The 14702-nt window shown below is 71.1% G+C and carries 11 protein-coding genes; 3 read left to right on the top strand and 8 right to left on the bottom strand.

Annotated features, from left to right (window positions below):
- Positions 1-52 precede the first annotated feature (52 nt).
- Positions 53-247, bottom strand: coding sequence for a hypothetical protein (locus tag KJK29_RS25210; protein WP_215121407.1), 195 nt, complete (start codon positions 245-247; stop codon positions 53-55).
- Between the two features lie 707 nt (positions 248-954).
- On the opposite strand from KJK29_RS25210, the gene KJK29_RS25205 reads away from it, so the two are divergent.
- Positions 955-2073 carry an acyltransferase family protein gene (locus tag KJK29_RS25205; protein ID WP_370869159.1) on the top strand — a complete coding sequence of 373 codons (1119 nt, stop codon included), beginning with the start codon at positions 955-957 and terminating at the stop codon, positions 2071-2073.
- Positions 2074-2080: 7 nt separating this feature from the next.
- On the opposite strand, the gene KJK29_RS25200 is transcribed toward KJK29_RS25205, so the two are convergent.
- From KJK29_RS25200 to KJK29_RS25185, 4 genes are all read right to left on the bottom strand, one after another.
- A complete protein-coding gene (locus KJK29_RS25200) occupies positions 2081-2548 on the bottom strand; it encodes an HD domain-containing protein (protein WP_215121405.1) in 468 nt (155 codons plus the stop codon).
- Positions 2545-4980, bottom strand: coding sequence for an ABC transporter permease (locus KJK29_RS25195; RefSeq protein ID WP_251057929.1), 2436 nt, complete (start codon positions 4978-4980; stop codon positions 2545-2547). The genes KJK29_RS25200 and KJK29_RS25195 overlap by 4 nt, the downstream gene beginning before the upstream one ends.
- A complete protein-coding gene (locus KJK29_RS25190) occupies positions 4980-5774 on the bottom strand; it encodes an ABC transporter ATP-binding protein (RefSeq protein ID WP_215121404.1) in 795 nt (264 codons plus the stop codon). The genes KJK29_RS25195 and KJK29_RS25190 overlap by 1 nt, the downstream gene beginning before the upstream one ends.
- 129 nt (positions 5775-5903) lie before the next feature.
- Positions 5904-7085 carry a PP2C family protein-serine/threonine phosphatase gene (locus tag KJK29_RS25185; RefSeq protein WP_215121403.1) on the bottom strand — a complete coding sequence of 394 codons (1182 nt, stop codon included), beginning with the start codon at positions 7083-7085 and terminating at the stop codon, positions 5904-5906.
- A 162-nt stretch (positions 7086-7247) separates the two neighbouring features.
- On the opposite strand from KJK29_RS25185, the gene KJK29_RS25180 reads away from it, so the two are divergent.
- Positions 7248-8510, top strand: coding sequence for a GNAT family N-acetyltransferase (locus KJK29_RS25180; protein ID WP_215121402.1), 1263 nt, complete (start codon positions 7248-7250; stop codon positions 8508-8510).
- 58 nt (positions 8511-8568) lie between these two features.
- Here the strand turns inward: KJK29_RS25180 and KJK29_RS25175 are convergent, their stop codons facing one another.
- On the bottom strand, positions 8569-9381 hold the full coding sequence (locus KJK29_RS25175; RefSeq protein WP_215121401.1) for an Fpg/Nei family DNA glycosylase: 813 nt from the start codon (positions 9379-9381) through the stop codon (positions 8569-8571).
- Positions 9382-10005: 624 nt separating this feature from the next.
- Positions 10006-10503, bottom strand: a complete 498-nt coding sequence (locus KJK29_RS25170; protein ID WP_215121400.1) for a ribose-5-phosphate isomerase — start codon at positions 10501-10503, stop codon at positions 10006-10008.
- 280 nt (positions 10504-10783) lie between these two features.
- Between KJK29_RS25170 and KJK29_RS25165 the strand changes: the two genes are divergently transcribed.
- Positions 10784-12283 carry an amino acid permease gene (locus tag KJK29_RS25165; RefSeq protein WP_215121399.1) on the top strand — a complete coding sequence of 500 codons (1500 nt, stop codon included), beginning with the start codon at positions 10784-10786 and terminating at the stop codon, positions 12281-12283.
- A 113-nt stretch (positions 12284-12396) separates the two neighbouring features.
- Here KJK29_RS25165 and KJK29_RS25160 read toward each other — a convergent pair whose 3' ends face one another.
- Entirely contained in the window at positions 12397-14535 is a 2139-nt protein-coding gene (locus tag KJK29_RS25160; protein ID WP_251057928.1) for a protein kinase domain-containing protein, read from the bottom strand.
- Positions 14536-14702: the final 167 nt, after the last annotated feature.

Here is a 14702-nt window from a genome sequence, read left to right as displayed (position 1 = left end):
CCGTCGGGAGGAGAGTAGCCGCACGTCTCCAGGGCCCGCGGCGGCGGCCCGGTCAGAAGCTGATGGAGTTGACCGTCTCCGCTATCGAGTTGAGGAAGCGCTGGATGGACGGGGCCATGCCGGTCGAGGCGAGGAAGAAGCCGAAGAGGACCGCCACGATCGCGGGGCCCGCCTTGATGGATCCCCCTCTCAGCAACACCACAAGGATGATCGCCAACAGCAGCACCACAGACAGTGAAATGGCCACAACTGATCACACCCTCGGTCGGTCCGCTCTCCCGGCCCGGGGGCGCGCCTGCGCACACCCCCGCCAGAACCATCGTGCCACCAACGTGGCCGGGCTATGCGGCCGGTGACGCATCGACCACACCCGTGTCGTCCGGGCCGTCGTCCGGGCCTGTGTGGGTCGCGTGCGGGAGGGGACCCGACGGCAGGGACTCGTACGGCAATTCGATGTACCACCCGCACAGGGAATTGGGGTGGATCGTTTCCGTCTCCACACAACGCGTTCGCAGCTAATTCGAATTGCTGCCCAAGGCTCCTCAACAACCCTGTGGAGAGGCTTCCGAAGAGCGCTGAAGCGGACATTCCACTGGAGTCGCCTGCTGGTCTTATGCACTGCTTAGTCCGGAAGTATCCTGACAAGCAGGGCACCTGTGACGGGCGTAACTCGGCGCCGAAGATGTGTTGGTCATCACGCCGACAGTGACGTCAACTACCCGAAATCCGGGGTACCCACAGCGAATAGCCAGGAATGACGTCCGGCGTTTTACGAATAGCCGCAGGGAAGGCTAGGGTGCCTCAGATGTTCCACGCTGCCTCGTCCCCCGCTAGCGCAGCGAGGTCCCGGATCGTCTCCCCGAGTTCCTGGTGGGAGGGTCTGTGACGAACTCGCTGCGACCGAACGGCGACCGCAAGGCGCCACTTCCCCCGGCACAGTCGCCGGCAGGCGGAGTGCCGAGCCCGCGCTCGCCGCAGAGCCCCCAGAAGAAGCAGAACGGCAAGCAGCGCGACGCGTTCTTCGACAACGCGAAGTACCTCGCGATCGTGCTGGTGGCCATGGGCCATGCCTGGGAACCGCTCAAGGGCGACAGCCGGATACTCGAGGCGGCGTACCAGCTCGTCTACGCGTTCCACATGCCGGCGTTCATCATCATCTCCGGCTACTTCTCGCGCAGTTTCGACATGCGGCCGGACCGGCTCAAGCGCCTGATCACGGGCGTGGCCGTGCCGTACATCATCTTCGAGACGGCCTACCCGCTCTTCAAGCGGTGGATCGACGACGACCCGAGTCAGGACATCAGCCTCCTCGACCCGTGGTACCTGACCTGGTTCCTGGTCGCGCTGTTCATCTGGCGGCTGACCACCCCCATCTGGAACATGGTGCGCTGGCCGCTGCCGCTGGCGCTCGGTCTCGCGATGCTGGCGACCGTCACCCCGGAGATCGGTGACGACCTGGACCTGCAGCGTGTCCTGCAGTTCCTGCCGTTCTTCGTGCTGGGCCTGGTGATGAAGCCCGAGCACTTCCAGATGGTGCGCACCCGTTCGGTGCGGATCGCCGCGGTGCCCGTGTTCGCCGCCGCGCTCGCCTTCAGCTGGTGGGCCGTGCCGCGCATGAACACCGCGTGGTTCTACCACCGTGACGCCGCGCAGGAACTGGGCGCGCCGTGGTGGGCCGGGCCGGTCATGGTCCTCGCGATGTTCGGCTGCTCGCTGGTGCTGACCGCCTGCTTCTTCGCCTGGGTGCCGCGCCGCCACATGTGGTTCACCGCGCTCGGCGCGGGCACGCTCTACGGCTACCTGCTGCACGGCTTCCTCGTGAAGGCCGGCGACTACCAGGGCTGGTTCGAGGCGAGCTGGTTCCACCAGCCGGCCGGCCAGATCACCGTGACCGTCCTCGCGGCCGCCGTCGTGACGGCGCTGTGCACCAAGCCGGTGCAGCGCATGTTCAAGTTCGCGATGGAGCCGAAGATGGCATGGGCCTTCAAGCAGGACGCGGCCGAGGTCGCGCGCGAGAGGCAGAGTGCTGAGCGGCGCGAGCGCGAGAAGGAACGCGAGAAGGTCAACGCCTAGGCGCCTTTCAGATCGCATCTCCCTGGCCGAGAAGTGCGCGCATCCGTGCGTACTTCTCGGCCAGTCGCATGCGGGTGGCCTCGTCGAGGACCGCGAGACGTTCCGGATCCGCGTTGTGCGCCAGGTCCGCCTCCTTCACGAGCAGCGCCCCGGGGGTGGCGAGGATGCGCGCGGCGTACTCTTCGGGCGGCTCCCCCGCCCGCTTGGTGACCGCGAGGACGATGTCCTTCGTCCGGCTGCTCAACGCGGCCCCGCGCAGCCACTGGAGCGAAAGGGCGTCGTCCTCGACGGCGTCGTGCAGCCAGGCCGCCGCGATCTGGTCCTCGTCACCGCCCCGGTCCCGCACTCCCTCGGCCACAGCCCGCAGGTGTTCGGCGTAGGGCCGTCCCGCCTTGTCGGTCTGGCCGTCGTGCGCGGCGCGGGCGGTGGCCTCGACCTGGGCCAGGGTCAGCGGGGTGCGGGGTGTCTCGGTCACCGCTCCAGTGTCTCCCCGCGCAGCGCCGCCCGGGCCGGCAGGGTCGCGGCGGCCACGCCGAGGACGAGGATCGAGGCCGCGAACGAGCCGTAGACCAGCGGGGGTATGTACGGCCCCTGCCCCGTCAGGCCCCGCATCATCGGGACGAGCGTGGCCAGGGCGATCGCCGTGCCGAGCGTGATGCCCGCGACGGCGACCAGGAGGGCTTCCCAGCGGACCATGCGCAGCACCTGACGGCGGGTGGAGCCGAGCAGGCGGAGCGTGCCGAGTTCGCCGCGGCGGTCGAGGACCGTCATCACCAGGGTGTTGACGGCTGCCACGGCCGCGAAGCCGCCGAGTACGGCCGCCATCACGCGGTTCGCCCAGCCGTTGAGCTCCCGGTCGAGGGACGCGGCGGTCGTGTAGTCGGCGCGCTCCAGGACACGGCCGAGCGGTGCGAGTGCCTGCGCCGTACCGCCCTTGACCCACAGTTCGGTGTCGAAGGACGAGCTGACGTGGCGGGCCAGGTCGGCGCGGTTCAGGGTGACCTGGGACAGTCCCATGCCGCGTCCGTACGTCGCCGCCACCAGCGGGGTGGCCCGGGTGCCGTCGGGCAGGTGGACGCGGATGCGGTCGCCGACCCGGACGTTCGCGTTGTCGGCGACGGACGCGTCGAGGGCTATCTCGCCTCGCTTCAGGGTGAGTTGTCCGCGCTCGACGTCCAGGTCCTGTACGGCGGTCAGGGCGCGGGCGGTGCCGGTGACGCCCTGCGCGGAGACGGGGGTCAGGACGCCGGTGGCCGGGACCAGGACGGATGTCCTCAGCAGGCCGACGGCGGCGGTGACGCCGGGGGTCCGTTCCACGCGCCGCAGGGCGTCCGGGGGCAGGGCGCCCTGGTCTGCCGTGACGACGCGGTCGGCGACGATGCCCGACCGCTGCTGTTCGCCGGTGACCCGGTCCTCGCTGGTGTGCAGGAAGACGAGGACGGAGGAGAACGCCATGGCGAGCACGATCGGCGTGATCGCGGAGGTCAGACGCCGGGCGTTGGTACGGGAGTTGGCCGCGGCGAGGGCGGCGGGGGCCCCGGCTCCGCGCAGCGGGAGTCCGAAGAGGGCGGCGCAGGCGCGGGCCACCAGGGGGCCCAGCAGCGCGACGGCCAGCATGAAGAGCATGACGACACCGAGGGCGGCGTTGGCCGCGTCCTCGCCGGTCGCCGAGGCGGCCAGGCCCGCGCACACACAGCCGCCGGCCGCTGCCGCCACACCGAGCGGGGTGCGGATCCAGCCCGGGCTCAGCCGTTCCACGGACGCCTCGCTGAGCGCCTGCCCGGGCTTGATGCGCGAACCGCGGTGCGCGGCGACGTATCCGGCGAGCAGGGCGGTGACGAGGACCGTCCCGGCCGTGACCACGAGCGGGATCCAGGAGATGGTGAGGTCGACGGCTTCCGGGACGGCGCCCTTGTCCTTCAACTGGCCGAACCACCAGGCGGCCAGGGCGATCCCGGGCAGGCAGCCGAGCGCGCCCGCGACCGGGGCGACGAGCAGGGCCTCGGTAGCGACGGTGCGGCGGATCTGGCGCGGGGTGGTGCCGATGGCGCGCAGCAGGGCGAACTCGCGGGCCCGTCGGCCCACGGCGAGGGCGACGGTGCCGGCGGCGGTGAAGACGGCGACCAGGGTGGCGATGCCGCCGAAGGAACCGCCGATTCCGGTGAGGACCTCCCTGGCCTCGGTGAGGAGGGGGTCCTCGACGGCGCCCCGGTCGTCGCCGGTGTGGACCTCGGCCCTGGCGCCCAGGGCGTGGGCGACCCTGGATTCGAGGGTTCCGGTGCTGATGCCGGGCTCGGGCAGGACGGCGATGGTGTCGACGCGGTGGGGGTGTCCGGAGACGCGTACGGCTTCGGCGTCTGCGAACCAGACGGTGGGGTTCGCCGTGTCCGTGGCGGCGGTGGTTCCGGAGACGCGGTAGGTGCGGGCGCCCTCCGGGGTGGTGAGGGTGACGGAGTCGCCGACGGAGGCGCGTGGGCCCCGGGCGAGGACGACCTCGCCGGGGCCGGGGGCGCGTCCGGCGGTGAGGCGTTCGCCGGTGAAGGCGGTGGAGCCCCAGCCGTGGGCGGTGAGCGTGGCCTCGGGGGTGAGTACGGGGAAGGTGACGTCGGGGATCGCCGTGCGCGCCCCGGGCACCGCTGCGGCCTTCGCCACCAGGGAGTCGTCGAGGCGGGCCCGGTCCGGCACGACAGCGCCCGTGTCCGGCTTCCCGGCCCACTGCTCTGCGGCGGCCACAACAGGGACCTGCGCGTAGCGCCGGGGCGGGACCTCGGCGCGGACTCCCGTCTCCAGCAGGATGCCGCAGGCCGACACGATCGTCGCGGCCAGCATCAGGGCGACGAACGTGCCGACGAACGCGGCGGGCCGGAAGCGGAGGGCCGCGCGGGCGAGGCCGTTGGGGAGGAACATCAGGCCGCCGCTTCCTCAAAGGTGGGCGCCGCGGTCAGCGAGGTCATCCGGGCGGCGATGCGGTCGACGTGGGTGCGGGCGGGAGGGGCGCCGGCGAGACCGGCCCCTTCGCGGTCGAGGTGGTCGATGATCTCGCCGTCGGCCAGGAACAGGACACGGTCCGCCCAGGCGGCTGCGGCCGGGTCGTGGGTGACCATGACGACCGTGGCGCCCTGGGTGTCGACGGACCGGCGGAGCAGGGCGAGGATCTCGGCGGCCGTGGTGGTGTCCAGGGCGCCGGTCGGCTCGTCCGCGAAGACGACATCGGGCCTTGTGACCAGGGCGCGGGCGATGGCCACGCACTGCTGCTGGCCTCCGGAGAGCTGACCCGGACGGCGCCGGGCCTTGTCCGCGAGGCCGACCCGGTCCAGGACCTCGGCGGCGCGACGGCCGTCGGCTCGGTGGCCGGCCAGGCGCATCGGGAGGACGACGTTCTGCTCGACCGTGAGGGACGGCAGGAGGTTGAAGGCTTGGAAGACGAAGCCGATGCGGGTGCGGCGCAGGGCGGTGAGCTTGTTCTCCTTCATGCCGGTGATCTCCGTGCCGCCCAGGCGGACCGCGCCCGCCGTGGGGCGGTCGAGGCCCGCCGCGCACTGGAGGAAGGTGGACTTGCCGGAGCCGGAGGGGCCCATCACCGCGGTGTAACTGCCGTGCCGGAGTGTGAGGTCGATGCCGCGCAGGGCGTGGACGGCGGTGCGGCCGCGGCCGTAGTGCTTGCGGACGCCGTGCAGTTCTACGGCCCAGTCCCCTGCCATGTCTGTCCTTCCGATCCCGTGTCGCTCGCTCGCCGTGCGCCGTTCGCAGGCGATGTCTCGAACGTACGGAGACGGAGGGTGCGCGGACCATGAGGACGACCGCCGAACCGACCTGGGGAAAACCCCACCTCAGCGGAGGGCGGACGTCGCTGTCGGGCCCTCTCGGCAGATCAGGAGGAGGGCTCGGTCGTCGTTGACGTCCTTGGCGACCGCTTCGATGAGGTGCCAGGCGGCGCCGTGGAAGCCGCCGGCGACGTAGCGGTCGGCTTCGCCGGTGAGGCGGTCGATGCCCTCGACGATGTCGCGGTCGGAGGTCTCCACGAGGCCGTCCGTGAAGAGCATCAGGACGTCGCCCGGGCGCAGTGAGCCCTTGACGGGGTCGAACTGGGCGCCGTCGTAGACGCCGAGGAGCGGGCCCTCTGCGGCCTTCTCCTCCCAGCGTCCGGTGCCGGCGCTGAGCTGCAGGCCCGGCGGATGGCCGGCGGAGTAGAGCTCGTAGTCGCCGGAGTCCAGGTCGAGGACCAGGTGGATGGAGGTGGCGAAGCCCTCGTCCCAGTCCTGGCGGAGCAGATAGCCGTTCGCGGCGGGGAGGAAGGCGTGCGGCGGGAGGGAGCCCAGCAGGCCGCCGAACGCGCCGGACAGCAGCAGCGCGCGGGAGCCGGCGTCCATGCCCTTGCCGGAGACGTCGGTGAGGACGACCTCGAGCGTACGGCCGCCGTTGGTGCGGGCCGCGACGACGAAGTCGCCCGAGAAGGACTGGCCGCCCGCGGGGCGCAGCGCCATCTCCTGGTGCCAGCCGCCCGGGAGGTCGGGGAGCTGGCTCTGCACCCGGATGCGTTCGCGCAGGTCGAAGAGCATGGTGCCGCCGCGCCGCCAGGGCACACCGACGCGGCTGCGGAACTGGGCCAGCAGCAGCCCGAAGAAACCGCAAGCCGCGACCACGAGCACGATGCCCGGAGTGACCCTGGAGGGCCCCTCCGTGTACGGGCCCAGTTGCACCGACTCCACGATCAGCGCCGTGGCCGCCGCCGCGTACAGGCCGAGCAGGCTGGCCGGGCGCAGCAGCAGGCCGCCCACGACGACGGGCAGGACGAGCGCGGCCGGTGAGAACCACACCGAGTTCGCCAGTGTGGCCGCCGCGATCAGGGGAACGGTCAGGAGCAGACCGGCCAGGGCGATCCAGTCCGAGCCGTCGCCGCGGAAGTAGTCCACGGCGGCTCGGCGCACGCCGACGCGGGCCCGGTGCCACTGCTTCTTCAACCGGGCCGTGAACGTGTCGGCTTCCGCGCGCCGCTCTCGTCCTGATGCCATTAGTTCGGGACCCTATCCATCGGACCAGCCCCTTGGCACGGGAGGTCCTACTTGTCCCCCGTCCGAGGGCCGACTTCACAGTCAACTTCACCGCGCGCCGTCCCGCCGCCGCCTGGGAGAAATTTGCTCGCTCGTCCCGCATTGCCCTGGTAGGCATGGTCCATGGCGACTGACGCGACCGGGTCCGCGGCCGAGCTGCGGGTACTACGGCGGGACGATTGGGACAAGTGGTACGACACTCTGATCCGGGGCTTCGGCGGGGTGCCGGAGTCCGCCGAGGAACGGGAGTTGTGGAACTCGCTGACCGAGGTCGACCGTTCACTCGGTGCGTGGGACGGGGACGAGTGTGTGGGGACGGCCGGGGCGTTCAGCTTCCGGCTCACGGTGCCCGGCGGCGCCTCGGTGCCGGCCGCGGGCGTCACCATGGTCAGCGTGGCCGCGACGCATCGCCGGCGCGGGGTTCTGACCTCGATGATGCGGCGGCAGCTCGACGACGTCCGGGCCTGGGGTGAGCCGCTGGCCGTGCTCACGGCGTCCGAGCCGGCGATCTACGGCCGGTTCGGATACGCGTGCGCCACCTTCCAGTTGAACGCCGAGATCGATACGACCCGGGTGCGGCTCACGTCGCTGCCGGCGGGTACGGATGACGTACGGGTGCGGTACGCGGATCCCGCCGCTGTCCTCGATGTGTGCGAGGCGGTGTACGCCCGGCTGGTTCCGGCGCGGCCCGGGATGCTGACGCATCAGCCCGGGTGGGAGCGGCTCGGGCTGCTCGATCCGGAGAGCGACCGGGAGGGGGCGTCGCCGCTGCAGTGCGTCCTCGCCGAGCGGGACGGCGAGACGGTCGGGTACGCGCGGTATCGCGTCAAGCCGGGCTGGGAGACGGCCGGGCCCGAGGGCACGGTGATCCTGGAGGAATCGGCCGCGCTGGACCCCGCGGCGGACGCGGCGCTGTGGCGGTTCCTGTTCGGGATCGACCTGACGTCGTCGCTGGTGGTGCGGGGGCGGGGGCGGCCGGTGGACGACGCGTGGCGGAACTGGGTGTCGGACATCCGGCGGTGCAGGCCGTGGTTGCGGGATTCGCTGTACGTACGGCCGGTGGAGCTGGGGGCCGCGCTGGAGGCGCGGACGTATCAGGCGCCGGTGGACGTGGTGTTCGAGGTGGAGGACGCGTTCTGTCCCTGGAACGCCGGGCGTTGGCGGCTCAGCGGGGATGCGAAGGGGGCGTCGTGCGAGCGTACTGTGGATGCGGCTGATGTCGCCCTGTCCGTACGGGAGTTGAGTGCGGCGTATCTCGGGGGTGTGTCGCTGGGCTCGTTGGGGGCGGCGGGGCGGGTGCGGGAGGTACGGCGGGGGGCGTTGGCGGAGGCGTCGTTGGGGTTCGGGGCGGGTGGGGTTGAGCCGTGGTTGCCGTACGGCTTCTGAGGTTGGGCTTCTGACGTTGGGCTTCTGAGGTTGGGGTTCCTGTTCCCGTTCCTGTTCCTCAGGGGCGGTTTTGGCAGGTGGGGCACCAGAAGAGGTTGCGGGCGGCCATGTCGGCGGTGCGGATGGTGTGGCCGCAGAGGTGGCAGGGCTGGTTGGCCCTGCGGTAGACGTACACCTCGCCGCCGTGGTCGTCCACGCGGGGTGGTCGGCCCATCGCCTCCGGGGTGTGTTCCGGGCGGACGGTGTCGATGCGGTTGTTGCGGACGCCCTCGTGCATGAGGCCGACCAGGTCGGTCCAGATCGCGTGCCACTCGGGTGGGGTGAGGTCCTTGCCGGGGCGGTACGGGTCGATGCGGTGCCGGAAGAGGACCTCCGCGCGGTAGACGTTTCCTACGCCCGCGATGATCTTCTGGTCCATGAGGAGGGCGGCGATCGTCGTACGGCTGCGGGCGATACGGCGGTACGCGGTGTCCGGGTCGGCGTCGTCGCGGAGGGGGTCGGGGCCGAGACGGTCGTGTATCGCCTGCTTCTCCGGGGGTGTGATCAGGGCGCAGGTGGTGGGGCCGCGGAGGTCCACGTACGCGGTGTCGTTCGCGAGGCGGAGGCGGACCGTGTCGGTGGGTGGGGGTGCGGGGGCCGGGCCGAAGGTGACCTTGCCGAAGAGGCCGAGGTGGATGTGGATCCAGTCGGTGTCGCGGAAGCCGAGGAAGAGGTGTTTGCCGTGGGCCTCGGTGTGGGTGAGTTCCGTGCCGGTGAGGATTGAGGCGGCGTCGGTGAACTTGCCCTGAGGGCTGGTGGTGTCGGGGGTGGTGCCGAGGAAGGCGGCGGCGTAGTCCTGGGCCAGGCGGTGGATGGTGTGGCCTTCTGGCACGGGTTCTCCCTGTGATCGTTGCCTTCGCCCACCCGCCCGCCCGACTCGGTCGGTCAAGAGGCTGGACCCTCGGGGCTCCGCCCCGCGCCCCGGCGGGGACGGCGTCCTCTGCGCCCGTCGCGGGGGCCTTCCCAGCCACCCACCCGAATCGGTTGGCCAAGGGGCTGAGGTCGAAAGGTATCGGGGCTCCGCCCGGACCCCGGCAGGGACTGCGTCCCCTGCACCCCTCGCAGGGGGCTTGCCCACCCACCCGCCCGAAGCAGTTGGCCAAGGGGCTGAGGTCGAAAGGCATCGGGGCTCCGCCCCGGACCCCAGCGGGGACTGCGTCCCCTGCACCCCTCGCGGGGCTCCGCCCCTGCACCCCGTGGGACTGCGTCCCTACACCCCGCAGGGTTACCCCATGGGACTGCGTCCCTGCACCCCAGGGCCTCGCCCACCAGGCGGCTGGGGCCCGTGCCCCGCGCGGGCCCGGGCCCTGGGCCTGCGAACGACTCAGCCCTGCTATCGCAGCGTGCCCGCAGCCATGCCCGAGGCGGAAGCGTTCAGGGCCCGGCCGTCATCCCTGGTTCGAAGCCGCAGGTTGGGGGCGATCCCACCTGGGCATCGGGGGCCGGGGTCAGGTGCTCAGGCGTCCGGGCCCTGCTGGGGGTGGTGCGGCGGGATTGGGGGGAGGGCTCCGGTCGTCTCGTACTCGGCGAGCATGTCGATGCGGCGGATGTGACGTTCGTCACCGGAGAACGGGGTCGCGAGGAACGTCTCGACGAAGGCCGTCGCCTCGTCCTGGGAGTGCATGCGCGCGCCGACGGCGACGACGTTGGCGTTGTTGTGCTGGCGGCCGAGGGCCGCCGTCTCCGCGCTCCAGGCGAGGGCCGCTCGGACGCCCTTGACCTTGTTCGCGGCGATCTGCTCGCCGTTGCCGGAACCGCCGATGACGACGCCGAGGGCGTCGGGGTCCGCGGCCGTGCGCTCCGCTGCGCGGAGGCAGAAGGGCGGGTAGTCGTCCTGGGCGTCGTAGATGTGCGGGCCACAGTCGACGGGGTCGTGACCCGCCGCCTTCAGCCAGTCGACGAGGTGGTTCTTGAGTTCGTAGCCGGCATGGTCCGAGCCGAGGTACACGCGCATGGGATGAGTGTGACACGGGTGTTTCGGGGAAGGCGCGCGGGGTGGCGCTCATGAAAACGTGAGGCGAATGTGAGCCGCATTACGGAACCTCAGGAAAACCTCAAGTAACAATCTGGATTCAAAGGTTCTCGAAAACGTTCGCCTCAGATTCACTGGACCGGCTCGTACACCCGCTCGTACGAGGACCCGTACACCGTCATGCCGCGACACACCCCCCGTCGTACAGCTCGTGCGGCTCCGTACGGAAGAACAGCTCCCCGGCGCAAAGGAAATCCGTTCCATGACCTCGCAGCCGACACTGAAGACGACCGGAAACGACCCCGGAGGCCCCGGAGAACCCGGCGGGCCGGACGGCAGCTCCGGACTGCAGGCCGGGCTCAAGAACCGGCATCTTTCGATGATCGCCATCGGTGGCGTCATCGGAGCCGGACTCTTCGTGGGGTCCAGCTCCGGTATCGCCACCGCAGGCCCCGGCATTCTCCTGTCGTACGCCCTCGTCGGCACGCTCGTGGTGCTGGTGATGCGGATGCTCGGTGAGATGTCCGCCGCCAACCCGACCTCGGGTTCCTTCTCCGCGCACGCCGACCGGGCGCTCGGTCCCTGGGCCGGTTTCTCCATCGGCTGGCTGTACTGGTTCTTCTGGGTCGTGGTGCTCGCGGTCGAGGCGACCGCCGGTGCCGTGATCCTGGAGGGCTGGATCCCGGCCGTGCCGCAGTGGGCCTGGGCCCTGATCGTGATGCTGGTGCTCACCGCGACCAACCTGGTCTCCGTCGGGTCGTACGGCGAGTTCGAGTTCTGGTTCGCGGGGATCAAGGTCGTCGCGATCGCCGCGTTCATCGTCATCGGCGGGCTCGCCGTCTTCGGGCTGCTGCCCGGCGTGGACAGTGAGCAGGCCGGGTTGAGCAACCTCACCCAGCACGGCGGCTTCCTGCCCCATGGCGCGGGCGCGATCCTCACCGGTGTGCTGCTCGTCGTCTTCTCCTTCATGGGCAGCGAGATCGCCACCCTGGCCGCCGGCGAGTCCGAGAACCCGCAGCAGGCCGTCACCAAGGCCACCAACAGCATCATCTGGCGTGTCGCCGTCTTCTACCTCGGCTCGATCTTCGTCGTGGTGGCCCTGCTCCCGTGGGACAGCAAGTCCATCACCGACGACGGCTCCTACGTCGCCGCGCTCGACTCCCTGGGCATTCCGCACGCCGGTCAGATCATGAACTTCATCGTGCTGACCTCGGTGCTGTCCTGTCTCAACTCCGGTCTCTACACCGCCTCCCGCATGGCCTTCTCCCTCGGCCAGCGCGGCGACGCGCCGAAGTCCTTCGCCCGCACGACCGGCAACGGCGTGCCCCGGACGGCGATTCTCGCCTCCGTCGCGTTCGGCTTCGTCGCCGTCTTCTTCAACTACAAGTTCCCGGACTCCGTCTTCCTCTTCCTGGTGAACTCCAGTGGCGCGGTCGCCCTGTTCGTGTGGCTGGTGATCTGCTTCTCCCAGCTGCGGATGCGGAAGATCATCCAGGCGGAGGCGCCGGAGAAGCTCGTGGTCAAGATGTGGCTGTACCCGTATCTGACCTACGCGACGGCCGGACTGATCGTCTTCATCCTCGGCTACATGCTCACCGACACCGAGCACGACGGCCGCAGGACGATCCTGCTGTCGCTGCTCGTCGCGGCCGTGGTGCTCGCCATCGCCTTCGTGAAGCACAGGGGCCGCGGCTCGCGGGACGCCGACGTCGCGCAGGCCAAGGTTCCGGAGCAGGGCCGGGACGAGGTCTCGGCCGGCTGACGCCGACCGGCGGGCGCTCGCCCGTTCATCTTGTGGGGCCTGCGGTGCGTGTTCCTTCTTTCAGGACGCGCACCGCAGGCCCCTTTTTTCGCGCCCTCTCGCCCTCTCGCCCTCTACAGCACCGTGAAGCTGTCCTTGACCTTCTCGTACGTGCTCAGAGCCTCCTCCTCGATCCCTGACTGGTACCAGGTGTTGATCTGGTACGACTTTCCGCCGACGTTGAAGCCGAGCAGACGGGCGTGCCAGCGGACGCCCTCCAGCGTGAAGGTGTACTCCCAGATCACCGCCGGGTGGCCGCGGAATGTCGTCTCCTCCAGGCGGACCTTGCTGTAGTCCTGGCCCTGGTGGGCGTTGCGCTCCGAGGTCTGCCAGGTCTTCAGAAGGTCGCCGCGGGCCAGGGCGGACTTGCCGACCAGTTCCTGGGTGCCGTCCGGGGAGGTGTAGTGCACCTCCGCGCCCGTCTTCACGTCCCGCCGCCAGCCCTCCGGAGTCGCCCAGGCGAACCCACCGGCCTCCCGGCGGGTGCCCGGCGGCAGGCTCTGCGGCCGGGAGGTGCCCTCGACGGTGGATGTGGGGGAAGGGGCGGACGTCGTGGTGGGGGGTGCGGAGGCTGACGAGCCCGCGCGGGTGTCGTCGTCCGGGGTGCCGGACGACGTCGCCAGGATGATCCCCACGACGACACCGGCCGTCGCGACCGTGGCCGCCGCGGCGGCGAGCATCCTACGGCGGTGACCTGCGCGGGGGCGGGACACGGCCGGGACGGCGGGGCCGGGGAGTTCGCCCGGCGGCATGGGGTGGGGGCGGCACTCGGTTGCCGCCTGTGCGCGGGTGAGGGAGACGGGGCCCGGGCGAGGGATGGTGGTGGCGCGGCTGTCGGGGCGGGGTGCCGCGTGGGGCTGTGCCTGTGCGGCGGCTTCCCTGGTGGGAGCGGTGGTGGCCTCGGCTGTGGGGTGGTGGTTGTGGGGTTGAAGTGGTGTCGCGTCCAGGACGGGGGTGGGGGCGGGGGCGGGGGCCGGTTGGCGGGGGTCCTGGGGTGCGGCTTGCGCGGGGGCCGGGGTGGGTGGTTGATGTGGGGTGGGGGTCGTGAGGGGTGGCGGGGTCGCCGTCGGGGCCGATGTCCGGGGTGCCGGTTCCGGTGCCGATGTCCGGGGTGCCGGTTCCGGTGCCGGTTCCAGTGCCGGTTCCGGGGCGGGTTGCTGGTTCTTCTCGGATGCCGGTTCCGATTCCGTGTCGAGGTCCGGCCCCGGCTCGCCCCGCTCCGGTACCCGCTCCGGTACCCGGTCCCGCCCCGGATCAACGGCTCCCTGCTCCGGCTCCCCTCCCCTCTCCTGCAACCCCTGCTCAAGTCCCCCTCCCCCCAAGGTCTCCGCAAGGCCGGCCGCGCCCGCCGCTCCCCACCCCACCGACACCGTCGGCGTGGGCACCGGGAACGCCACCGCCTCCAGGGCCGTTTCCAGGTCCTCCAGGGTCGGGCGGGTCGACGGTTCCTTTTCCAGGAGGGCCGTCAGGATGTCGCGCAACGGGCCCGAGGCGGCGGGGAGTTCGGGCTCCTCGTAGAGGACCGCGTGCAGGGTGGCCAGCGTGGTGTCGCGGGAGAAGGGGGAGCGGCCGCCCAGGGCCGCGCAGAGGGTCGCGCCGAGGGACCAGTTGTCGGAGGGCGGGCCCTGGGGGCGGCCGGAGATGCGCTCGGGGGCCATGTAGTCGGGCGAGCCGACCAGCATCCCGACCATCGTGAGCGCCTTGGCGTCCTGGATCGCGGCGATGCCGAAGTCCGTGAGGACGACCCGCCGTTCGTAGGAGCCCCCGCCCGGGGCCTGGCCGGAAACCGTGCCCCCGCGACGTCCCGGTCCGCCCGGTCCGGCTGTTCCGGCCGCGTTCTCCACGAGGACGTTCCCCGGCTTGATGTCCCGGTGCAGGACGCCCCGCGCGTGCACCTGCCGTAGCGCCGCGACCAGGCCGAGGCCGATGCGGGCCGTCTCGCAGGGGCTCAGGGGGCCGTCCTCCGCGAGGATCCGTTCGAGGGAGCGGCCGGCCACCAACTCCATGACGATCCACAGGCGTTCACCCTCGTCGACCACGTCGTAGACCCGTACGACGTTGGGATGGTCGATGCGGGCGGTGGCCCTGGCCTCGCGCAGGGTGCGTTCGCGGCGCGTCCTGTTGTCCTCCGCGTCGAGACCGTCGATCCGCATTTCCTTGACGGCAACGGGCCGGTCGAGTATTTCGTCGGCGGCTCGCCACACCCGCCCCATTCCCCCCTGGCCGATACTTTCGACCAACCGATAGCGCCCCGTCACCAATATCCCTGGAACACCGCCGCTATTCGCATTCCCCGGCAATCCGCTGCACCCCCTCCACGACGCCGCGACCGCCTCCAGTGAAACACAACGGTCACACTTCGCGCCGTACCAGGATAGTG

Source organism: Streptomyces koelreuteriae, from assembly GCF_018604545.1.
GTDB classification, from domain to species: Bacteria; Actinomycetota; Actinomycetes; order Streptomycetales; family Streptomycetaceae; genus Streptomyces; species Streptomyces koelreuteriae.
The sequence above is the reverse complement of the archived record's forward strand: the minus strand, read 5'-3'. Positions and strand labels throughout refer to the sequence as shown.